This is a genomic window from Dehalobacter sp. (assembly GCF_030063005.1).
GTDB lineage: Bacteria > Bacillota > Desulfitobacteriia > Desulfitobacteriales > Syntrophobotulaceae > Dehalobacter > Dehalobacter restrictus.
The window spans coordinates 1-21944 of the sequence record NZ_JAPDHR010000015.1 but is presented as its reverse complement, the minus strand read 5'-3'; the positions used below and the strand labels follow the sequence as shown (position 1 = coordinate 21944).

23 protein-coding genes, 1 other RNA gene and 1 pseudogene are annotated in these 21944 nt (G+C 44.0%); 19 read left to right on the top strand and 6 right to left on the bottom strand.

What is annotated here, in order from left to right; genetic code table 11:
* Nucleotides 1-52 precede the first annotated feature (52 nt).
* From OKX56_RS04615 to OKX56_RS04575, 9 genes are all read left to right on the top strand, one after another.
* Complete coding sequence (locus OKX56_RS04615; RefSeq protein WP_019224946.1) at nucleotides 53-1246, top strand: phosphoglycerate kinase; 1194 nt, start codon at nucleotides 53-55, stop codon at nucleotides 1244-1246.
* Between the two features lie 132 nt (nucleotides 1247-1378).
* Complete coding sequence (gene tpiA, locus OKX56_RS04610) at nucleotides 1379-2143, top strand: triose-phosphate isomerase (protein ID WP_019224945.1); 765 nt, start codon at nucleotides 1379-1381, stop codon at nucleotides 2141-2143.
* Between the two features lie 5 nt (nucleotides 2144-2148).
* Nucleotides 2149-3699 carry a 2,3-bisphosphoglycerate-independent phosphoglycerate mutase gene (gene gpmI / locus OKX56_RS04605; protein WP_019224944.1) on the top strand — a complete coding sequence of 517 codons (1551 nt, stop codon included), beginning with the start codon at nucleotides 2149-2151 and terminating at the stop codon, nucleotides 3697-3699.
* Between the two features lie 96 nt (nucleotides 3700-3795).
* A complete protein-coding gene (eno, locus tag OKX56_RS04600) occupies nucleotides 3796-5070 on the top strand; it encodes a phosphopyruvate hydratase (RefSeq protein ID WP_025206215.1) in 1275 nt (424 codons plus the stop codon).
* A gap of 219 nt (nucleotides 5071-5289) precedes the next feature.
* Nucleotides 5290-5520, top strand: coding sequence for a preprotein translocase subunit SecG (gene secG / locus OKX56_RS04595; RefSeq protein ID WP_019224943.1), 231 nt, complete (start codon nucleotides 5290-5292; stop codon nucleotides 5518-5520).
* Nucleotides 5521-5649: 129 nt separating this feature from the next.
* Nucleotides 5650-7659, top strand: coding sequence for a sodium-translocating pyrophosphatase (locus OKX56_RS04590; protein WP_019224942.1), 2010 nt, complete (start codon nucleotides 5650-5652; stop codon nucleotides 7657-7659).
* A gap of 241 nt (nucleotides 7660-7900) precedes the next feature.
* Nucleotides 7901-8665 (top strand): alpha/beta hydrolase, encoded by a 765-nt coding sequence (locus OKX56_RS04585; RefSeq protein WP_019224941.1) that lies wholly within the window; start codon nucleotides 7901-7903, stop codon nucleotides 8663-8665.
* 107 nt (nucleotides 8666-8772) lie between these two features.
* A complete protein-coding gene (gene smpB, locus OKX56_RS04580; RefSeq protein ID WP_019224940.1) occupies nucleotides 8773-9237 on the top strand; it encodes an SsrA-binding protein SmpB in 465 nt (154 codons plus the stop codon).
* Between the two features lie 23 nt (nucleotides 9238-9260).
* Nucleotides 9261-10250 carry a DUF4003 domain-containing protein gene (locus OKX56_RS04575; protein ID WP_019224939.1) on the top strand — a complete coding sequence of 330 codons (990 nt, stop codon included), beginning with the start codon at nucleotides 9261-9263 and terminating at the stop codon, nucleotides 10248-10250.
* Here OKX56_RS04575 and OKX56_RS04570 read toward each other — a convergent pair.
* Entirely contained in the window at nucleotides 10247-11689 is a 1443-nt protein-coding gene (locus tag OKX56_RS04570; RefSeq protein WP_019224938.1) for a PIG-L deacetylase family protein, read from the bottom strand. The two genes, OKX56_RS04575 and OKX56_RS04570, sit on opposite strands and share 4 nt — an antisense overlap.
* Before the next feature lie 345 nt (nucleotides 11690-12034).
* On the opposite strand from OKX56_RS04570, the gene ssrA reads away from it, so the two are divergent.
* Nucleotides 12035-12385: a transfer-messenger RNA gene (ssrA, locus tag OKX56_RS04565) on the top strand.
* A gap of 117 nt (nucleotides 12386-12502) precedes the next feature.
* Here the strand turns inward: ssrA and OKX56_RS15025 are convergent.
* Nucleotides 12503-12682 (bottom strand): annotated as a pseudogene (locus tag OKX56_RS15025) (transposase); the annotation flags it as partial.
* Between the two features lie 118 nt (nucleotides 12683-12800).
* On the opposite strand from OKX56_RS15025, the gene OKX56_RS04560 reads away from it, so the two are divergent.
* The 3 genes from OKX56_RS04560 to OKX56_RS04550 are packed head-to-tail and all read left to right on the top strand — an operon-like array spanning nucleotide 12801 to nucleotide 13994.
* On the top strand, nucleotides 12801-13145 hold the full coding sequence (locus OKX56_RS04560) for a hypothetical protein (RefSeq protein ID WP_019224935.1): 345 nt from the start codon (nucleotides 12801-12803) through the stop codon (nucleotides 13143-13145).
* Nucleotides 13132-13728 (top strand): RNA polymerase sigma factor, encoded by a 597-nt coding sequence (locus OKX56_RS04555; RefSeq protein WP_019224934.1) that lies wholly within the window; start codon nucleotides 13132-13134, stop codon nucleotides 13726-13728. The genes OKX56_RS04560 and OKX56_RS04555 overlap by 14 nt, the downstream gene beginning before the upstream one ends.
* 8 nt (nucleotides 13729-13736) lie before the next feature.
* Nucleotides 13737-13994, top strand: a complete 258-nt coding sequence (locus OKX56_RS04550; RefSeq protein ID WP_019224933.1) for an OB-fold protein — start codon at nucleotides 13737-13739, stop codon at nucleotides 13992-13994.
* A gap of 75 nt (nucleotides 13995-14069) precedes the next feature.
* Here OKX56_RS04550 and OKX56_RS04545 read toward each other — a convergent pair whose 3' ends face one another.
* Both OKX56_RS04545 and terS read right to left on the bottom strand, forming a co-directional pair.
* Nucleotides 14070-14414 carry a phage scaffolding protein gene (locus tag OKX56_RS04545; RefSeq protein ID WP_019224932.1) on the bottom strand — a complete coding sequence of 115 codons (345 nt, stop codon included), beginning with the start codon at nucleotides 14412-14414 and terminating at the stop codon, nucleotides 14070-14072.
* A 22-nt stretch (nucleotides 14415-14436) separates the two neighbouring features.
* On the bottom strand, nucleotides 14437-14820 hold the full coding sequence (terS, locus tag OKX56_RS04540) for a phage terminase small subunit (RefSeq protein WP_019224931.1): 384 nt from the start codon (nucleotides 14818-14820) through the stop codon (nucleotides 14437-14439).
* Between the two features lie 65 nt (nucleotides 14821-14885).
* Here terS and OKX56_RS04535 point away from each other — a divergent pair, with 65 nt between their 5' ends.
* Complete coding sequence (locus OKX56_RS04535) at nucleotides 14886-15527, top strand: hypothetical protein (RefSeq protein ID WP_019224930.1); 642 nt, start codon at nucleotides 14886-14888, stop codon at nucleotides 15525-15527.
* A gap of 84 nt (nucleotides 15528-15611) precedes the next feature.
* Nucleotides 15612-16283, top strand: coding sequence for a hypothetical protein (locus tag OKX56_RS04530; RefSeq protein WP_019224929.1), 672 nt, complete (start codon nucleotides 15612-15614; stop codon nucleotides 16281-16283).
* 131 nt (nucleotides 16284-16414) lie between these two features.
* Here the strand turns inward: OKX56_RS04530 and OKX56_RS04525 are convergent, their stop codons facing one another.
* Entirely contained in the window at nucleotides 16415-16618 is a 204-nt protein-coding gene (locus OKX56_RS04525; RefSeq protein ID WP_019224928.1) for a hypothetical protein, read from the bottom strand.
* Between the two features lie 248 nt (nucleotides 16619-16866).
* Here OKX56_RS04525 and OKX56_RS04520 point away from each other — a divergent pair, with 248 nt between their 5' ends.
* From OKX56_RS04520 to OKX56_RS04500, 4 genes are all read left to right on the top strand, one after another.
* The gene (locus tag OKX56_RS04520; protein ID WP_025206214.1) at nucleotides 16867-17700 is read left to right on the top strand and encodes a DUF3102 domain-containing protein; all 834 of its coding nucleotides are present in this window, start codon (nucleotides 16867-16869) and stop codon (nucleotides 17698-17700) included.
* Between the two features lie 435 nt (nucleotides 17701-18135).
* The gene (locus OKX56_RS04510; RefSeq protein ID WP_019226917.1) at nucleotides 18136-19059 is read left to right on the top strand and encodes a TIGR01777 family oxidoreductase; all 924 of its coding nucleotides are present in this window, start codon (nucleotides 18136-18138) and stop codon (nucleotides 19057-19059) included.
* 146 nt (nucleotides 19060-19205) lie between these two features.
* Nucleotides 19206-19526, top strand: a complete 321-nt coding sequence (locus OKX56_RS04505; protein WP_019226918.1) for a hypothetical protein — start codon at nucleotides 19206-19208, stop codon at nucleotides 19524-19526.
* Nucleotides 19527-20141: 615 nt separating this feature from the next.
* Nucleotides 20142-21080: a DUF2935 domain-containing protein gene (locus tag OKX56_RS04500; protein WP_019226920.1), complete on the top strand. Its 939-nt coding sequence runs from the start codon at nucleotides 20142-20144 to the stop codon at nucleotides 21078-21080.
* A 163-nt stretch (nucleotides 21081-21243) separates the two neighbouring features.
* Here OKX56_RS04500 and OKX56_RS04495 read toward each other — a convergent pair whose 3' ends face one another.
* Entirely contained in the window at nucleotides 21244-21738 is a 495-nt protein-coding gene (locus OKX56_RS04495) for an HD domain-containing protein (protein WP_019226921.1), read from the bottom strand.
* Nucleotides 21739-21944: the final 206 nt, after the last annotated feature.

The following is a 21944-nucleotide window of genomic DNA, read 5'->3' as shown; positions in this document are numbered from 1 at the left end:
GAAACTAAACCTGTTCTCCAAACATATGAAAGAAAAAGAGGGAGATATAACGATGAATAAAATCGGAATCGATGAAATAGACGTAAAGGGAAAGCGTGTTTTCGTACGCGTGGATTTTAATGTGCCGATGGACGATCAGCAAAATATTACGGATGATACCAGAATCAGGGCTGCACTTCCGACGATTCGTTATCTGAAAGAAAACGGTGCTAAAGTCATTTTGGCTTCCCACCTCGGAAGACCCAAAGGCAAAGTCAATCCCAAATATTCACTGGCACCTGCAGCAGCCCATTTAAGCATTCTGTTGGACACCGAAGTGAAGCTCGCTCCTGATTGTATCGGGCCCAAGGTTGCAGCGCTGGTTGAATATATGGAAGATGGGCAGGTTTTGCTTCTGGAAAATGTCAGATTTCATGAGGAAGAGGAAAAGAATGACCCTGATTTTGCACGCAGCCTGGCCGGCTTAGCCGATATCTACGTGAATGACGCGTTTGGAGCGGCGCACCGGGCACATGCCTCAACTGAAGGGATAGCCCAACATATACCTGCTTATGCCGGATTCTTGATGAAAAAAGAAGTGGACATCCTTGGCCAGGTGCTCGGTCAGCCAACCAGAGCATTTGCTGCGATTATTGGTGGAGCGAAGGTCAGTGATAAAATCGGTGTCATAGAAAATCTGCTGAAAAAGGTGGATGTTCTGATCATCGGAGGCGGGATGGCCAATACGTTCCTGAAGGCCCAGGGGCTGGAAGTCGGGAAATCACTGATTGAAGAGGACAAGGTGGAACTGGCCGCCGAACTTCTCCGGCAGGCCGAAAGTACCGGCGTAAAATTAATGCTCCCGCAGGATGTAGTCGTTACGCTGGAGTTCAAAGCGGACGCCCCGTTCAGAGTTACAGAGGTCTCCAACATTCTTCCGGAAGAAATGGCTTTGGATATTGGCCCGGCAAGTGCTGAATTATTTGCAGAGGCGATTTTGCCTGCGAAGACTGTCATATGGAACGGCCCGATGGGCGTATTTGAAATGGAAAACTTTGCGCGGGGCACGGAACAAATCGCGCTGGCGCTGGCTGGATGCCAGGGAACAACGATTGTCGGAGGTGGGGACTCTGTTGCTGCTGTGGAAAAAGTAGGTGTGGCAGAAAAAATGACGCATATTTCTACCGGAGGGGGCGCTTCGCTCGAATTCCTGGAAGGAAAGATTCTGCCGGGTGTAGCAGTACTAAAAGAAAAAACTGAAAACTGAAATTGACTCAATTTCAGGTATTAGCGGAATTTAAAGAATCAGTCTACGAGATATGAATATCACAAAATAAGATATAAAAATATCAGGCATAGGAATATATTACAGATAAAAAAGCTATGGGAGGGGTCTCTGATGACAAGAAAGCCGATCATTGCAGGTAATTGGAAGATGTATAAGACGGTGCAGGAAGCCAAAGATTTTGCCGCGGGACTGTTGGAAAGTTTGGAGAAACTGGAAAATGGAACAAACGCGGAAATGGTAATTTGTGCGCCGTTTACTGCGCTGGCAGCCTTAAAGGATGAACTTGAAGAGAGCATCATCCATATTGGCGCCCAAAATATGTATTATGAGACACAGGGTGCGTATACCGGGGAGATATCGCCACTTATGCTGACAGAGCTAGCCTGTACCTATGTGATTATCGGCCACTCGGAACGCAGGGAATATTTTAAAGAAGATGACGCGCTTATAGCAAAAAAAGTCAAGACCGCACTGGACTTTGGACTGACGCCAATTCTGTGTGTTGGTGAAAACCTGGCTTTGAGAGAAGCAGGTCAGGCCCTAGTCTTTGTACAAGGGCAGGTTGAGAATGCCCTCAGGGAGTTGAGTCCCGAAGAAATCAGAAAGATTGTTGTTGCATATGAACCCATTTGGGCTATCGGAACAGGCAGGACAGCATCTCCGCAGGATGCCCAGGAAATGTGTGCCGCAATCCGTGCCACCCTGGCGAGGCTCGCCGCTGAAGCCGCTCAGGAAATACGAATTTTATACGGTGGAAGTGTCAAGGCTTCCAATATCGCCGAACTGATGGATCAGCCGGATATTGATGGCGCGCTGGTCGGTGGAGCAAGTCTGGACTTCCTTGGATTTACTGAACTGATTGGCAGCGTGAGGTGATTTTGATGTCCGAGGCAACAGGGAGGCCGCTCCTGCTGATGATCCTGGACGGTTGGGGCTGTAGCAAAGAAAAGAATGGAAATGCAACGCTGCTTGCAAAGATCCCGAATTTTTCCCGTTTGCAGGAAAGTTATCCACATACGCTGCTTAACGCTTCGGGTGCTGCAGTGGGATTGCCGGAAGGACAAATGGGCAATTCGGAGGTCGGCCACTTAAACATTGGCGCCGGCCGGGTCGTCTATCAGGAACTGACACGGATCTTCAAGGCAATGGACGAAGGAGACCTTGTCAAGAATGAAGTGCTGCACGAAGCAATGACCCGAGCCAGGGATTCCGGAAAAGCTTTTCACTTGCTGGGGCTGCTTTCGGACGGTGGTGTCCATTCCCATATCCGTCATTTGTTTGCATTACTGGACATGGCGGTTGAGGCCGGTGTAGAGAAGCTTTATATTCATCCGGTTCTTGACGGCAGAGATGTTCTTCCCCAAAGCGCCAAGGAATTTATCCGGCAGCTGGAAAATAAACTGAAACAGCTTGGCAGAGGAAAAATTGCTACAGTTAGTGGGCGTTATTATGTGATGGACAGGGATAAGCGCTGGGACAGAGTCGAGAAAGCATATAAAGCCCTTGTAGCCGGAGAGGGGCCGATGGCCTGTAATGCTCTGGCAGCTGTAGAGAATGCTTATGACAAAAAGATTGTCGATGAGTTTGTTGACCCGACCGTAATCACGGATGAATCAGGCCGTCCAGTGGCGGTAATTGAAGACGACGACAGTGTGCTTTTCTTTAATTTTCGGGCAGACCGGGCCAGAGAAATTACCCGGGCGTTTATTGAAGAAAATTTTGAAGGTTTTATACGGACAAACCGTCCCCGGGTGCATTATGTCTGCCTTACCGAGTACGATGCCAGCTTTGACTGTCCGGTGGTTTTTCCGCCGCAAAACCTCGAAAATACACTTGGCGAGGCTCTGGCAGCCAAAGGTCTAAGGCAGCTTCGCATCGCTGAAACAGAAAAATATGCGCATGTAACATTCTTTTTCAATGGTGGGATAGAGGAACCTGAAGATGGAGAAGACCGCTGTCTGATTCCGTCACCGGGAGTGCCTACCTACAACCTGCAGCCGGAAATGAGCGCCTATGGCATCACCGAGGCCCTGCTTAGCAAAGTGCGGGACGATCAATATGATGTAATTGTTTTAAATTTTGCTAACGCCGATATGGTCGGGCATACCGGATATCTTCTAGCGGCAGTCAAGGCCTTGGAAGCTGTCGATGTTTGTATCGGGAAGATCGTTGATGCAGTTCAGGCCAAAGGCGGGACTGTGTTAATTACTTCGGACCATGGAAATGCCGAGTGCATGATTGATCAGGAAACAAATTCACCGTTTACAGCGCATACGACCAATAAGGTACCGTTCATTCTGGTGAATGATACGTATAAAGACCGCACCCTCCGGGAGGGAGGAAGTCTCTGCGATATTGCACCGACGATGCTGAAGTTGCTGAAGCTTGATATTCCGGCGGAAATGACTGGTAAATCCTTGCTTTTATACTAGTATCCATGGCAAACAAACCCAGGTGTATACCCACTACCAAGGTACTGGCAATAACGTATACCCAAAAAAATCAAAAAAAATGAAGGAGTGACTATGATGAGTTTTATTGACCAGGTAATTGCACGGGAAATCCTTGATTCCAGAGGTTTTCCGACTGTTGAAGTAGATGTTGTGCTGGAAGACGGCACCATGGGGCGGGCTGCTGTGCCGTCCGGCGCTTCCACCGGAGCTTTTGAGGCTCTGGAACTGCGCGACGGGGACAAGAACCGTTATCTTGGCAAAGGCGTTCTTCAGGCTGTTGACAATGTCAATGACGTGATTGGTCTGGAAATGGAAGGACTCAATGTCTTTGATCAGCCGGGGATCGACCGGACGCTTCAAGAGATCGACGGAACGGAAACCAAGAGCAAGCTTGGAGCTAATGCCATTCTGGGCGTATCGTTGGCTGCAGCCAGAGCGGCTTCTCTTTATCTCGGCCTGCCGTTCTACCAGTATATCGGCGGCATTAATGCCAAGGAGCTTCCCGTGCCGATGATGAATATCCTGAACGGAGGCAAACATGCCGACAACAATGTGGATATTCAGGAATTTATGATTATGCCGGTCGGAGCAGCCAGCTTTGCCGAAGCGATGAGAATGGGCTCGGAAATATACCATACCCTTAAGAGCGTCTTAAAGGGGAAAGGTCTGGTAACCGCAATCGGAGATGAAGGCGGCTTTGCGCCGAACCTTGCTTCCAACGCCGAAGCTTTGGAAGTCATTGTCGATGCCATTCAAAAAGCCGGCTACAAACCGGGCGAAGAGGTTACACTGGCGATTGATGCAGCAGCTACCGAAATGTATAAAAACGGCCTATATGTTCTGGAAGGCGAAGGATTGACGAAAACCGCGGACGAAATGATCGCCTATTATGAAGACTTATGCAGCAAATTTCCGATTGTCTCGATAGAAGACGGCCTGTCAGAGGAAGACTGGGACGGCTGGGCTAAACTCACCCAACGGCTCGGCAACAGAATCCAGCTTGTCGGGGACGATTTGTTTGTTACGAATCCAACACGGCTTAGCCGGGGAATTCAGGCGAAGTGCGGGAATTCCATCTTAATCAAGCTGAATCAGATCGGCACCCTGACCGAAACCCTCGATACGATAGAGATAGCTAAAAGAGCCGGCTATACCACGGTTATTTCCCATCGGTCCGGAGAAACAGAAGATGTCTCTTTGGCCCATATTGCCGTAGCAGTCAATGCTGGACAGCTGAAAACAGGCGCGCCGGCTCGTACGGACCGTTTGGTTAAATATAATGAACTTCTCCGGATTGAGGAAGAACTCGGGTTAACCGCTATCTACAAAGGCAGAGCCGTGCTGAAATAATCAGTCCTGGGTCCATCCACAATCGGCTATGGGCATTCCATCCGCAATAATCGGCCATTCAGGCCGTATTCCCTTGCGTCAACACTGGGGCTGTGCTAAAATAGCAATACTGACCATAATCAGACAAACATGCTATTTTATGCCGACCAGGGAAACATATGCTGTAAATAGTTAAAGCCGGGTAAAATAACGGTTTAAACCTTTGAGGGAGGTGAAAATATGACAATAGCAATCGTTGTAATTTTGATCATCAGTTCTCTCGGGTTAATCGCCACAGTTCTGCTGCAGCCAGGAAAAAGCGCTGGTCTTTCCGGTTCGATCACCGGAGCGGGTGAGCAATTTTTCGGTAAGGCTGCCAAAGGAAAGGAAGGCTTATTCGCCAAACTTGGTGTTGTATTTGCCGTTTTGTTCCTTGTAAGTTCACTAGGGCTGACCTTGTTTTTAAAATAAGATAACAGCAAGATCCCGTGCCCTGCAGATTTATCCGCAATTGTGCGGATTATTCGGTATGAAATAAGGTCAACACACCAGGCTGCGTGGAACATACTTCGTGTGGTTATTTATTAGGAGGTAGTAGGAATGGATTTCTCACAGATACCCTTATTGGGTGTAGGAGCAGGAATTATCGGACTGCTCGCGGCATTGTTTTTTGCAAAAAGTGTACTTAAGGAGAGCGCCGGAAATGACAAAATGAAAGAAATTTCCAAAGCGATTCAAGTCGGCGCGATGGCTTATCTGAACCGTCAATACAGAACGCTTATTCCGATTGTTATCATTATTTTTATTGCTTTATTTGCGTTAAAAGGTAACGCTGCGGCACCACTGTCCTTCTTGGTTGGTGCAGTAGCTTCAGGTGCTGCAGGTTATGTCGGCATGGGGATTACGACCAGAGCCAATGCCCGTACAACAGAAGCTGCCCGTACCAGTTTGAACAAAGCACTCGGCGTGTCATTCCGCGCAGGCGCAGTTATGGGATTTTCGGTGGCTGGTCTGGGTCTGTTAGGTGTTGCCGGGCTGTTTATGATCTTTGGTGATGCTGAAACAATCAACTCCTTTGCTTTTGGCGCAAGTGCGATTGCACTGTTTGCCCGTGTCGGTGGAGGTATCTTTACCAAGGCTGCTGACGTTGGAGCTGACCTTGTAGGGAAGGTTGAAGCCGGAATTCCAGAAGATGATCCGCGTAACCCGGCAGTTATTGCTGATAATGTCGGTGACAACGTTGGCGATACAGCAGGTATGGGTGCCGACTTGTTTGAATCTTATGCTGCAACCGCCATTTCCGGCATGCTGATCGGCTTTTCGGTCTTCGGCGGTCATGGCATTGGGGAGTCTATCTTCCTGATTATCGGTGCGATCGGTATTCTTGCCTCGATTATTGCCAGCTTCTTTGTGCGCACAGGAGAAAAGGCCAATCCACAGATGGCTCTGAACATGGGCCTTTGGGGAACAAATGTGATTACAGCTATTGGTTCTTTTGCCGCAGTCCATCTGCTGATGCCGGCAACTTATGTCACAGAATCCGGACTCGTACTCACACCAAACAGGATATTTTTAGCCATTATCTGCGGTCTTGCAGTAAATATTATCATTGGTTTGATCACGGAGTACTACACATCCAATGAAAAGAAACCGGCCCAGTCGATTGCCAAGGCCTCCGAAACCGGAGCAGCTACGAACATCATCACGGGTTTGGCTGTCGGTCTAAAAAGTACAGCTTTGCCGGTCATTACGATTTGTGCTGCGATCCTGGTGGCTTATCAGGTTGCGGGTATATATGGCATTGCGATGGCTGCAATGGCGATGCTTTCCACAGCGGGAATCATCGTTGCGATTGACTCTTTCGGACCGGTGGCTGACAATGCCGGCGGTATTGCCGAAATGGCTGAACTCGATCCGAGTGTGCGTAAAACAACAGATAAACTTGACGCTGTTGGAAATACCACAGCTGCCGTAGCTAAAGGCTTCGCGATTGGATCAGCTGCAATTACCGCGCTGGCTCTGTTCAACGCGTTTGCTGAACTTGCCGACCTTCAGGTCATTGACATTCTTGTGCCGACGACGATTATCGGTCTATTTATTGGTGCTGCCCTGCCGTTCCTGTTCTCCGCTTTTGCGATGCAGGCGGTCGGAAGAGCTGCGTTTGACATGATTGCTGAAGTCCGCCGTCAGTTCAGAGAAATCCCCGGACTGATGGAAGGCAAAGCGAAACCTGATTATGCGGCCTGCGTTGATATTTCGACCAAAGCGGCAATCAGACAAATGATCGCTCCTGGTTTACTGGCCGTATGCACACCGGTACTTGTTGGATTTATTTTAGGCAAGAGTGCCATGGGTGGAATGCTCGCAGGCGGTACATTTGCCGGCTTCCTGATGGCCGTATTCATGGCCAACGCCGGCGGGGCCTGGGACAATGCCAAGAAATATATTGAATCCGGACACCATGGCGGCAAGGGGACTCCTGCTCACGCTGCAGCTGTTATCGGCGACACTGTTGGCGATCCGTTCAAAGATACTGCCGGTCCGTCCCTGAATGCTTTGATTAAAGTTATGGGAACGATTTCCCTGATCATTGCTCCTTTCCTTCACTAAGAGGTTAGGTCCGTCAAACATCGTTTTCAAGTGAAATATATGGAGATGCCTTTAAAGCATCTCCATTTCTATTTTTGTATGAATTTTATTTATCTTAAATCTTTTTATTTATTCTTTAAGACTATCATCAAAGCTTAATTTACCATCATAAAATCAAAGACATTGCATTCGGCAAAAAAATCTGTTTAAATAAACCGATAAGGACATTATTGCCTGATGTTGGCAAGTGGAAGGGAGAAGCATGTTTACACGAGAAGAGCTGGCCAAACCTTTTTACTTTTCAGGCGGAAGCACGGCGATCCTTCTGATTCACGGCTTTACAGCCTGCCCGATTGATATGAAGCCACTTGGTGAGAGATTGAAAAATTGGGGATATACAGTCCAGGCCCCGCTTCTTCCCGGCCATGGAACTTCAATAGAAGACTTGAAGAAGACATCCTGGCAGGATTGGGAGCGAGCTGTTGCCGAAGCAGCTGAGCAATTAAAGAAAACGTATCAGAAAGTCCTTGCCGTCGGACATTCCATGGGCGGATTGCTGGCACTGTCTCTGGCTGCTCAGGGCAGGATCGACGGTGCAGTCTCCATCAATGCCCCGATTATTTATGTTGATGAAAAGCTGCATCAGGCCGAAAGCTTGATAGGAAAAATAGAATATGTTGGCAAACCGCATAAAACCGCTGAGATCAGCCTGAACAGCGAGGGACTCCCCCATTTTTCCTATATTCAGGTACCGGTGATATCTTTTATTTCTTTAAACCAAGCCATTGAACGAATGAAAGGAAAATTGCCCCAAATCAGCTGTCCGACGCTTATGGTCCAGAGCATGGCTGACGGGACAGTCCATCCGTCCAGCGGTGAATTTATTCAGAAGAACATCGGAGACCGCTATTGCGATGCAGTTTACTGGAAAGATGAGGATCACTATCTGCCGTTGAGCGCAGCGCGGGACGAATTGGCCCAAAAAATACGGGAATTTATAGAAAAGCGTCAGCTGCTGGTCCCATAGGTCGGTTTACTGATTTTTTTCAAAATAATCTAAAGGAAATACCCATTGCCTGAGCGGTCAACAACGGGTAATATTATTAATAGATAAAGCAGCGAGGTGGAAATAGATTGGCTGAGGGAATTAAGGTCATCGCTGAAAACAGAAAAGCCAGGCACGATTTCTTTGTCGAGGACAGTTATGAAGCCGGGATCATCTTAACGGGGACCGAGATAAAGTCAATCCGGGCCGGCCGTGTGAATCTCAAAGACAGTTATGCTGAAATTATCAAGGGTGAGGTCTGGCTGAATCAGATGCATATCAGCCCGTATGAACAAGGGAACAGGTTCAACCATGATCCGCTGCGGAAGAGAAAACTGCTGTTTAATCGCACCGAGATTATTAAGATGGGGGATAAGGTCAAACTACAGGGAATGACCCTTGTCCCGTTAAAGATTTATCTCAAGCACGGCATGGCCAAAATTGAACTTGGGCTGTGTAAAGGCAAAAAAACTTATGACAAGCGGGATGATCTGGCTGAGCGGGATGCCAAAAGGCAAATGGAACGGGATTTAAGAGACAGAAACAAGGGTTAGTTCGCGGGAAAGGGGATGGGGAAATGGACAGTAATCTTCGGAAAAAAGCTGAAAATCTGATCAGCATCTATCAGCAGGTTGCCAAGGACTTTCGCTGGAAAAATTCAAGCAGTATCAATACGCTGATTGCTTTGTCTTATGTAGCCAAAGACAAGGTTTATGACAGGAAAGAAATCGAAAGGGTCAATGACTATATCAAAAAGAATTTGGGTTCTTTTTCGAGTTTCAGACAAAGATCCATTCTGTATTCAGCCTTGCTGCTCGTCAATTCTCCCGATCCGGAAACAAAACTGGATATTCTTCTTGCTTATGATGAAAGACTTAAAGAAAACGGGTTTCGCAGTTACACATACAGGCCTGTGACCGCCTATACACTGCTCTTGAATTGCGAACCGCGCAAAGCCGATATTCGGATTGCCAAAGCCTATGAGATTTTCACCGAAATGAAGAAACATCACCCTTGGCTGACTTCCGGTGACGACTATGCTGTCTCAATCCTGCTTGCAGCTTCGGATAAACCCGTACAGAGTATCATAGCTAAAATGGAAGAGCTGTACAAAGAACTTCATGAATGTGGTTTTAGCCGTGGAAACGGACTCCAATTCTTGTCGCACATCTTAAGTCTGAGTGAGGAGAACAGTAAGGCAAAAGCTGCAAGATGCCGCATCCTGTATGATTTCTTCGGTCAAAATAAATTAAAAGTCTACGCCAATAACTATGGAACACTCGGTCTGCTTACCTTGCTTGAAGATAAAAGCCAGAGAGCTGCGCGTGAGGTGCTCGGAATGAGTGAAGTTCTCCGAGAAGACCGAAATATCCGCTGGTTGGGCAAGGAGACTATTTTTCTTACAGCAGCGTCGCTCGTTTCTTGCACGATGTTGGAAAGCCTCAAAAACAGCAATGATGTGATCTATACCAATGCTTTTGTGACGATTGAAGCACTCATCGCAGCTCAAAACGCAGCAATGATCGGCGCTGCGTGTGCCGCAACGGCTGCATCCAGCGGCAGCTAGCGTGTATCGATCATCCGCCAGGCAGTTTTGTCTATCAGGTGGTTATTAAACGCGGACTCCGCATCCATAAAGACATGATCATAATGGCCAAATTCTAATTGCTGAAATGCTGATTGATTAATAATAAGATGAGACATACCGCCCTGATTTGAAACACAAATATTTACAGTCTCCCTTGTGATTGTATTTGTAGTTGGGTCCTGCGCATAGACCTCATTTCCTTTGACGATGAGGGTCAGGTGCGAGGACTTTTCTTTATTAATAAAGACCAGATTATAACGATATTCATTTAATTCCTTAATCATTTTTTGATCTGTTTGTATAATAAGATGCAAATTGCCTTCCTTGGAGATTTCTGCATGGACAGCTAAGATATCGCCTCCTTTGTCTACATCCAAAAGCAGTTTATCCTGAACCGGGTCCTGAATCAATATATTGCCGGCATTTGGCGTAATGTCCGAATCCATACGCATGCCGCTGATTAGTTTAGCATCTGTATACTGACCGAATAATTCGCTCTGCTTTTCAAAACAGGACATCTGGAATCCCAGTGTTTTTTGCTGCGAATGATACAGCTTGATCGCTTCGGTCTTTAATCTTATTTCCTGATCAGTTAGGTCGAGTGCATACCACTTGGTGCCGGTTTTAAGCAGTTTGGCCGGCGGCGCAAGATCCTTTTTATGCTGTGAGCCGGCTTCCAGGCTAGGCCATAAACCGCGGTGAATTAGATAAAGCCACTCTTTCTGCGGAGAATAGTTCAGCACAGTCAGCGTATATTTCGTGAAAGCATTGCTAGCCCAATGATCCGGATGTTTATCATTCGGGTGCGGCATGACAATATCGGTTGGCTGAAAATCGTGAATAATCTGTGATAAATCAGCGACAACATTTTGCCCGCAATACAGGCGGTTTTTCTTAAAACTGTCGGTATAGGGTGACCGGTCTGCTTGGGTATAGGGACTGGTGTACGGATTCGTTGAATTCCAGTTGGAAGACCATAGTGAGGCAAGTCCGCCGTCAGGATAACCCAGGAAGATAATATCGCTTTCAGAAACTCCCGATGATGCCAAAGCTTTCACTGATTCCTGCTGGCGCGTATAGCCAAAATTGATATATTCTTTTGGTGTAAGCGTTATTTTTGTATAGTCTAAATGGGCTGCAACCCTATAACCATCACCATTGGTCATAAGGACCACTTTTACTTTACCTCCGTTAGCCAGCGTCTTTTTGATGAGCATACCCGCCCCCAGCGTCTCGTCATCGGGGTGCGGCGCAATGATCAGGACCCGGGAGCCCGCCCCAGGCGCATCGATATGCTCCGGAGTTGTGTCGACCATATAATTGGCAACCATCTGATCCGATAGGATAAAGACAAATGCGAATACAATAATCAGAGTCGAAGCAGCCAGAAAAATTCTTCTTTTCAAGATCTTTTTCATATTACCTCAGTTAAGCTCAGCAAAATGTGTTTTTAAGAATTTTTGCTCGAGTAATTTTATACAAATTCATAGTCTCTATGGTTAAATTACCATCTAATATTATACCTTAAAATAAGATGCTTAAGATAGCATGAGATGACAAAAATAAAAATCTAACAATTAAGATCGTTTTTTAAATTAATTGTTAAGTAGAGAATTAAATTAAAATTAAAAATAAAGTTCTATAGGCTGAATCATGCTTCTTAAGAAAGATATTTGTATTTTCTGTAAACATTAAATAAGATTTTCAAGTTGGTACTAGTCAAAATGTTGAGATATGGTATAATGATATCGCTACACTTTCTCGGGGGCGTTTTAGACTCGCTCGGGGGAGCAATGGCAAGAGTCGCGTGTCGAGATCCCGCTTGACCTCGTTAAACAGCGGACAAACAATAACTGACAAAACAAATTACGCTTTAGCAGCTTAAGCTGCTACATCCTGCCTTCTTAACCTGCGGGGAAGGGCCAGGGTGTCAAATTAGCAGGAAAACTTGTGCGGCCACCGTCTGAGGCCAAAACAAGGATTAACCAGACTGGCTTCAAAGGAATCCCGCTTTCAGGAGTCCCGCGAAGCGAGAATTAAAATGAGAGCTACACACGTAGATGCTTTTGGTATTGTCTTTCGATACAGGGGTGCAAGTCCCCTCGCCTCCACCAAAATTCGTCCAAAAACCCGCTATTCATGCGGGTTTGAAATTTTCCGGAGCAAATTTTTAACGGTTTTCTGACCGTTTTTTTGTTTATAGTTAGAAAAATACAAAAAAAAGAAGGCCATCAAGCCTTCATTGCTGCCACTAATTTCTTTGTTCCTACCATATTAATTGCCCTTTTCAAATTATATGCAAGGAAACTAAGCCCCAGCTCGCCTGTGGTTTTTTCTATACCCTTGCATAAAAGATAATGGGCTCCATGGTACCACTTAACCGTACCAAAAGGATGTTCTGAGAGGCATACAAGCATTGAAAAGCCTTTAGAAACCCTTACTGAAATAGTTTCGAAACGATTCCCGAAAGGGTTCCCGAATAAAGAACCAGAAACCAGAAATCAGGATTCCGAACCAGAAGAAGAATGTTTGCACGGAGCGGAAGCCGCTTCATGCCGGCCGGCGCCTGATCACGTTATTTCCTTGATCTTAAATGATAAGAGCGAATACGGGATCGCGGAAGCAAAAATCGCGGAATGGTCGAAGCTGTATCCTGCCGTAGATGTTCAACAGGAGCTTCGGAAAATGAAGGGATGGCTGGACGCCAATCCTTCAAAGAGAAAGACCAGAAGCGGGATTCTTAGGTTTGTAAATAACTGGCTGTCAAAGGAACGGGATCGCGGCGGCTATAAAGCAACAAAGACAGCCGTTCCCATATTTAAGGACTATGACGACGACGAAGACTTCCTGGGGTCAGGTGGTGCTTCACCATAAACAGGAAGGGGGTCGGGATCGTGAAAACTATCTGACGAACGAAGAACTGGTCAAGCTGTACCATGATGGCGATCCTTCCGCCCTGGAAGCTCTGTATTTGCAAAATCATAGACTGATTCGCTATACTGTCCGCCGTTTATGTCGTGGTCGTGAACAAGATTTTGATGATGAAATGCAGGAAGCCTTTTTTATGATGATAAAAAAGGTAAACAAATTCCGTGAAGAAGGTTCGGCCAGCCTGGCGACATACATCGTTAAACAAATTATATGGGGTTATAAAGACCGCCGCAGAACCGCACAAAGCCAACACGAAAAGGGTATGATCAGCCTTGACACCCCCATAAACAGGAACGACGGAAATACAATTCTGCTTATTGATACGCTTCCGGACCCGACAGCCAATTTCGAAGATGAAATCAGTGACGAAATGGTCAGAAATCGGCTAAAGGTTGTACTACATGAGATCATTTCAACGCTTCCGGAACGACAGCGCGCGGTTATACAGGCAAGGCTTGAAGGGTATTCTCAACTCGAGCAACCGGCAACCATGGCCTTGATATTGATCAGTACACCCAGAGCGTAAAGTCTAGTATGATGAGAACTAGACAGGAAGGAAAATATGTTGAGATAACCGGTCAATTATCGAATATTGATAGTAGTGGTAAATATTTTTCCATTGGCCCTTTGGATGATAGTTATTCGTTATTCAATGTCATGTGTTACATAACTGAAGAACAGAAAGCTACAGTAGCCAAATTTACAAACAAACAAAAAGTCACCGTGATTGGAACTATTACCGATGTTGGAGAAGTAATTGGTTATTCATTAGATGTTGAAAGCATAAAATAAGATATTACAGCCCTAAATGTAGCCATAAACGCAAAAAAGCCCCGAAGGATCTCTCCCTCGAGGCTTTTTTTACTTCTACTCTGGCTGTTCCAAAGCTGTACTCTTTCCGCCACTTTCAACCCTGAAGGATGAGCCGCCTTTGTCTTCATTGCCGACTTCTTCAAAGAGGTACCCGTCACTCGCTTTAAGCTTCTCAAGCTGTTCATTCAGCCCGAGGATGGTCTCCCCGTCCAATTTAATAAGAGACATGTCCAGAGCCGCCTTGGCCAGCTTCGGATTCTTGGTCTTTGCGGCCATTAGAGCTCGTTCGACCGCATCGTCCAACCTCAGCTTATTAAGCTCTTTGTCTGCTTCTGTCTTGGAAGTCTCATACTTGGTTTTCCACTCGTCAGCTGCACCCTTAATGCCCTCAATATCCATGCCCTTAAAGGCCTCAATTTGTTTATTGGCATCGGCCAGATTGGCAAAGGATGTCCAGCGGGTGCTTCTCCTGGATCACCTGCATGATCTCCAGTGTCTCATCCGGGAGGTATTTACTAAAAAAATCATGAGTCTCCGCATTCTTGTTTTTGACCGGAGCCCCATGGCCTTTGGCGTTTTTATTTTTCGGCTGGCCGCCGTGCTTACATTTTGTAGTACTACAGTTTTTTGAAATTGAAGTACTACAACCTATTTGATCGTTCCATTTGTCCCGTAGCTTCCATACGCTGACGGTACGTTCGGGTATCTCAAGTATATTTGCAATCTCACGATTGGTTATATTTCCTTCAGACTCTTGGAATATCTCAAGAGCTTTACCTCTTAGAGGATTTTTTTCTTTTGCCACACCTTCACCACCAATTAATGCTATTATCAACGTAGTATGAGTTATCCAATTAAGGAGGTTCCATTATGCCTAAAATGTTTTCCCAAAAGTTTATCGCTGTAGTTTTAACTCTTATATTCACACTTTCTATACCTTGTTTTGCAAGTGCACAAACTGTTGATACGTCATCAAAACATGCAGTCTTAACACAAGATCAAGTTACTCAATTAGTAGAAGATTACTCCAAGACAAAAGACCGTAAAGTATTAAAGAAGTATGGACTAGATCCCAACGAAGGGTTAGCCCTTATTGTTGAAAAAGACACAACAACATCAACTAATTCGTTAGAGTCTAGCGATCCAGTAAAATCTCTTGCCTCGCTACCGTTAAGTGGAGTAAGAGGATATGTTACCGGAGGCATGACTCACTCTGGCAGAACCGTGAATTGTAACATTACAGCTCATTTTTTCATTGATATGGTAAGTTACGCGGAATGGGCTGCTACCTTCTATTATGTAAATCCTAACTTAGAACTTGAAATACCATTAGTAACAAGAGCTAATACTTTATGGTTTAATCCATCTGTGTCTCAATTTTTAGACCAAGTATCAACCACGGTATCATCAGGAGGATATTACACAGCGACATTTGGTGGTATAGCTATGGGTAGGTATGCTAATTATGAGTTAATCCAACTGGTAGATTTAAGTCCCGTTTACGTCAATTAATAGTATATACTTATACTACGTGGATATAATTTTTGCCAGGCTAGATTAATATCCTAGCCTGGCAGATTGCGGAGGTTTAATTATATGAGTTGGACAGTTGAGATAGACAAAGAAACTCTTATGAAAAACGTAATTAATACTAGCGATTCCAGAGATCTAGTTGACTTAGCAATTAATCAAAATGAAGTACCAGAATCCTTCTCTCCTTTTTGTCAATTTTTTCTCGGCCCAACTGCAGCTGGTATATTAAATTTATATACGTCTATCCCAGTTCCTGACGAGGAAATTTGTCAGTATGTTTTGACGGAATTGGCGCCTCATTATGAAAAGGTTCAAGCAATAAAAAGTAAACAAGGAGAGATCAGAACTTTAATTTTTCGGCAAGTGAAGCCCGATTCTGCCCAATTAATGCAATTATTATTTAAAAATAGCAATTTAGAACCGACTATTTTGGACTTGTATCTGGATAATCCAGCCTATCCTGATCCGCCTACCGAAGGCTCACTTTGTTATAAAGTTAATCCTGAGATGATAAAACCTATCAATTGCCCATCCTTTGATTCAACTTGGGATCTTTTACTGAGATGTTATGCGAGAGAACGAAAAATTTGCCTCACTCCATATGGTTGGACATACACAGACAAGTTACGTGAATCAATTGCAATAAGGTATTTTATTAAAAAATGCGACGATATAATCTTAATTAAAAACAAAAAAAATAATCAAATAATTGGTATAGATTTGATATTAAACTAATTACCATTCGATTTATTCAAAAAGATTTCATTCGTTAGTATATTAATATTTATAATTTAATACTGTATCTCTGAGGTCTTCGTTTGTTTTGGAGAAATAAAAATAAGAGCCCGAAAGCTCTTATTTTCCGTTTAGGTTTCAGTTGTTTTTATGCTTCGAATAATCGCCGACATAATTCCGCTTGATGAAACAAAATCTTTTGAACCTTCAGTCTTAAATCTTATCTCGAGTTGATGATTTGGGTTTTGCACAAACTCCATTTCGATAGCATCATTTTTTAGCATACCTGCGAAGATTACTGCGGCAGCGTCAAAATAATCTTTTTCGCACAACAAGATAAATCCCTCCCTTGTTCTGTTAATATTCGATGAAAGGAAGTATTTTCCTGCAATAAAAAGACCGTCCCAATTGATATGCTCCCTTCGTAGTAGACAGTTCAAATAACAAAAACTGTTTAGTGCAAGGAGGAGCATATCAAAATTGGCCGGGGTTCTGCTTCATTAATAAGTAGAAACTAAGCCCTCACCATCTGAAGCCTATCTGCGTATGCTGTATTTAGACGAATAATAAAAGGATGGGCGGTATGGATAATCCGGTCACCGAACGCACGCCGCTTATCATTGCGGCTGAAATAAATATGATAACTTGCCAAACCAAAAAAATCCTGCTTGCCGGTGCCATTGAAATCGGCCGTCGTTTGCTGGAAGCCAAGGATTTGGTCAAACACGGGGAATGGGGTAATTGGCTGGCAGAGTCTGTGAGCTATTCCCAGAAAACTGCCGAAAGACTGATAAAGCTCTACCAAGAGTACGGGCCAAACTTCTCTGACGGATTGGACACGTCAAAATCGACATCAATGTCGAATATGACTTACACCCAGGCCCTCCTCCTTCTGGGTTTACCGGCAGAGGAGCGGGAGGAATTCATCGAGCAGAATGATGTCGGCGGTATGACCACCAAGAAGCTGCAGCAGGCACTTCAGGACAGAGACAAGGCCAATCAGGAAAAGGAACAGGCGCTTCAGGAGAATCAAGCATTTAAAAAAGGACTGAAGGCGATCGACAGCACCATCTCCGAATTAAAAAAGGAGCAGGCTAAGACCCCGTCAATGCCAACAAATCCGGAGAATGTCAAAGCAGAAGCCTTCTCTGCCGGTCAACCCGCCCTGCCGACCCACAACCTTAAAACCGAACATGACCCGGACGCTCACATCAAGTATGTAGAAAAATGCGACGCTTGCTGCAAAACGATCGCCGATACCTTCTTCGATCTGACAACAGCACTCACCAATCTGACCCATATCGATCCGAAGCTGAAAGAAGAGAAAAGAAAAGAGGCTAACCGGCTGATTGAATATATGGCAGGGACGATTAAAGAGTGGCCGCCCCCCAAGAAGCCGCTTAGAGTTAATTCCTGATTTTTTTTTGGAACCTTTGGACAAGCCAAGCATAGTATGTATAAGACAGCCGTAAGCTGTCCAATAAAAGGGAAAGGGGATGATGGGAATGGCCGTTGTTTCAGCATCATCCGGCGCTCCGCTAACCAAACAGCGAACCCTTAACAATATTGTTTACAATGCTTCGGATCAAACTGTCTATGAGGCTGGAAGGCTTAACCTGATAATATTCATAATATAATGATTTATTGTCTAGGACGTGGTAAAATGTAACATAAAATGGAGGATATGCCAATTGCATTAAGAAGTTGTTGCGGTCGGTTGCCGTCCATGGCAACCCAGCTTGAGGGTGCCACACGGCAGATAACACGCCGTTCCCAAAACTTAGAATATATAAATGTAATATGACGCTTCGGGAACGGCTGGACATTAGACGACATTCCGGAGGTATGAAATATGAATGTTTTGATTATTGGTGGAACAGGTTTTTTAGGAAGGAACTTAACCAAGGAGTTAATGTCTAGTGGTTATAAAGTATCTGTTATAACAAGAAATCGGCAATTCACAGCAGACAAAGTTGAAAGTAATGTTGATTTAATAGAGTGGGATAACATTTCTCCTCTATCTGCAATTTATGATTTTAAGGAATTTGATGTAGTTATTAATTTTGCAGGAGAATCAATCGGTAACCGTCGTTGGTCCAATTTAGTTAAGCAAGAGATATTGAATAGTAGGATAAATACTACTCGTTCCATTGTTAACGCTATAAACGATGGGACTATGAATCCAAAAGTTCTAATAAATGCTTCAGCTGTAGGATACTATGGGCCTCGTCAGGATGATAAGATAGCCGAGAGTGAAGGTCCTGGACAGGATTTTCTTGCGGAAGTTTGCAAGAAATGGGAAGATGAAGCTTACAAGGTCCAAAATGAATTTACACGAGTCGTTACTATTCGTATTGGGGTAGTATTGGGTAGTCAAGGTGCTCTTACAAGAATGGTTATACCCTTTAAATATTACATCGGTGGTCCATTAGGTAAAGGAAATCAGTGGCTTCCGTGGATTTACATTCAAGATCTAATCAGGATGTTTAGATTTATAATCGAACATGATGAGGTTACTGGTCCTGTAAATGGAACAGCACCAGAACCAGTAAGAATGAAAGGCTTTTCAAAGATTTTAGGAGAAGTCTTAAAGAGACCATCATGGTTTCCAGTTCCCGAATTTGTATTGAAAATCGCATTAGGCCAGATGTCTGAAATGTTATTACATGGTCAAAGGGCTATTCCCCAAAAAATTAGTGATATTGGTTTCGAGTTTAAATTTCCTGATTTAAAGTCTGCTCTAGAGGATGCTTTGGGGAACCGGAACGTCGTCTAACACGGCATTACCTCGACTTTGCCGATATGCATGCGGTTGGGACGCAACCGCGCCCTCCTGGTGCGGACGAAAATAGTCGGATATTTCTTCGCATTAGTATACAATTGCAAACTAATGCAATCTAAATTTGAAAGAAGGTGTATCTCATGAAAACGGTACTTTTGCCCGAAACTCGTGCTGGGAGATGGTCAGTAGGATTATTTATTGCTTTTATTGCTTTAGCAGTAGCAGGGGGTATAATTTCTTCAACACAGGGGAACACGCTCGAATATCCGAATCCTATTAATAGTCCATTTCTGGGAACGGTCATTTATCTTATGTTTTCAGCAATAATCATTGCTTCTGCCATTGGACTAATAGCTGTCAAAAAACATAATGAACACTCTGTTTTGGTCTATCTATCAATACCTCTTGGCATTGTATTTCTTATTGGTGTTTTAATGTTATTGATAGGCAATCGCGGGTGAAAGGAATTGATGTATTATTCCTTCGTAGTAGTAGAATATTATAACTTCAAGAGGTAAAATTATGAGGGATATTTAAATTTCGGAGGTGTAACGGTATGGCCTTGGGTATTATTCTTATTGTAGCTTCGCTTACAGGTTTAATTTACGGAATAATAAATAAGAAAAAACCCCTAATAGTGTCTTCAGTTATTGCATTGATTATTATTGCAATCATTTGGATAGTATATTCGTATTTATACTCGATAAATCCTTATTAAAGCAAGGCAGCGCTGCGATATTGACTTCTTCCATCCGAGTGATGAATTCTCATAGGATCGGCTATTGCCCATTGTCCGATTGTCCATTTTAATAACCACTAAATGCTATGTTACAGCATTTAGTGGTTTTGATTTTTGTGGTATATCGGTCAGAACACCGCTGGACGTTAAAAATATATCGTTGGCAATAATGGCGCTGAATATTATAACGAACTGAACATGACCCGGTTAAACTCTCATCCGTAGTTAAGAAGGGCTAACATTAATAGAGACGTGAGTAGATTTCTAGAGATAATGGAATAAATGAGTTCTTTTAAAAATACGTTTTAGCGTAAGCGTTAACGAAGGAGGGATTTAATTGAAAGCAATATTACTGCCTGGAGATTTTGTTCGGGAGTCCTTGGAATTACACCTGTTTTTTGGACGAATTATGAAGGAGCATTCTATATTCCTCGAAGCTGGTTTTGTGACGAAGGATGCAGCATTTGCGCAACAAGCGGATATGTTTAAGACCCAATTTGCTGAAGTATTAAGGGAGGCTGTATTTTTGGCAAACGGGGTTGTCAGCGAAGAAACATTAAGATCAGGGGAATCCATAACAGATAAAACGCTACGAGCTGAACAAGTTACTGAGGAGCTATCTGGGATCACGATTGAATCAGTTATTACTAATGAAGAATTCGGACTAACCCCAAATGGCGGAGTAAATCCAGCACAACTTGAGGCACAAGTCACTGCCTTAAATCAGAAAGCCATTGGTTTGACCAATGCTTTGGTCCAGTTTAAAACCAATATACTTAACGGAATGCTTCAATGTAAATTGTTCACTTTTAATTTTCCTTTATTAATAATCCATATCCGAAGAGAAGCATTATTTTACATAAATCATTTAGAGCGATTGCAAAGGCACATGGCGGTTGATTTTATTCAGGAGGCTATTGAAGAAGAAAAGTTCTGGAACAGGCAAATGGCGGAACACGCACAGTTTATTCGTCAATTATTAGATCCAACTGAATCTGGCCTAATTGTTCAAGCAGAAGGCTTTGACAAGCAATTCAATACACTTGAACAAAAGGTGCCGGAAGCATCCCTAACTAAAACAGATATTGGCGGTTTAACACGGTCAACGATTACGGCGACCCGAGCGTTTAGAGATTTTAAAGCAGCCGGTACAGAAGGGATACTAACGTGTAAGATAAAATCAATAATCATTCCACTCTTAGCAGATCATGTATTGAGAGAAGCTAATCATTACCTAAGAATATTAAACAGGTTAAAACGGGATTTACAGTTATAACACATTAGAATATTTCTAGGATTGGTTATTCTAGATCATTCCCGGATATTTCTTTTTCGCCCTTGCTCGCGCTAGAAGGGAAGAGTTCGTTAACTCTTCCCTTAATTGACATTCAAATATTATCGAGCTGAATGAGAATTACAGTACATCTATGATCATCAAGCTATTTTGAAAAATATAGTTTGTTCAGGAATCTTCGTCCGGTTTCAGTCTTGAATATTTTCTCAGAAACATTTTGAATGGCGATCTCTGACAGGTCATCTTCAAAAGCATTAACAATAAAATCAGCCTCTATCAATATCTGGTGATCAAGTTCGTCAATCTTATCATAGGTATGGTGATGCGCAATCAACCAGCAAATCCTACCAATGACCGCAGGATGAAAGTTTAAATCTTCCAATAGCTTTCTGGCTTCAGGAGGTCCTTCGACTTGTTGATGACTTCCGGAAGCACTGTTGTATTTTTTTTCACTGTTTTTTATCCCAATGTCATGAGTGACAGCCGCAATTTCAAGAATTTCCTGCGTGCTTTCATCCAGCCCTTCCAGCACGCCAATGGTCTTGGCAAAGCCATAGACCTTAATAAAATGGTTGATGCGCCGCGCGTCACCCATAAAATAATGGATCATAGCGTTGATAACCTGCCCGATATCATTCATTCCGCACCTCCAGAATTTTCTGTCGTAGATAACAGTTCGGCATTCGTCAGCAGCCTACGAGCACCTTTAAAAGACCTTAGGAACCACTGATTAATAACGTTTTTTATCATCCCAATAAATAATAAAGTGGGATAATCCCAAGTTAGCGGCCCTATCGCCGCCGATTTCAGCTGCCTTTTCCGAGTAATTCTCGAAAAAAGGCGTAC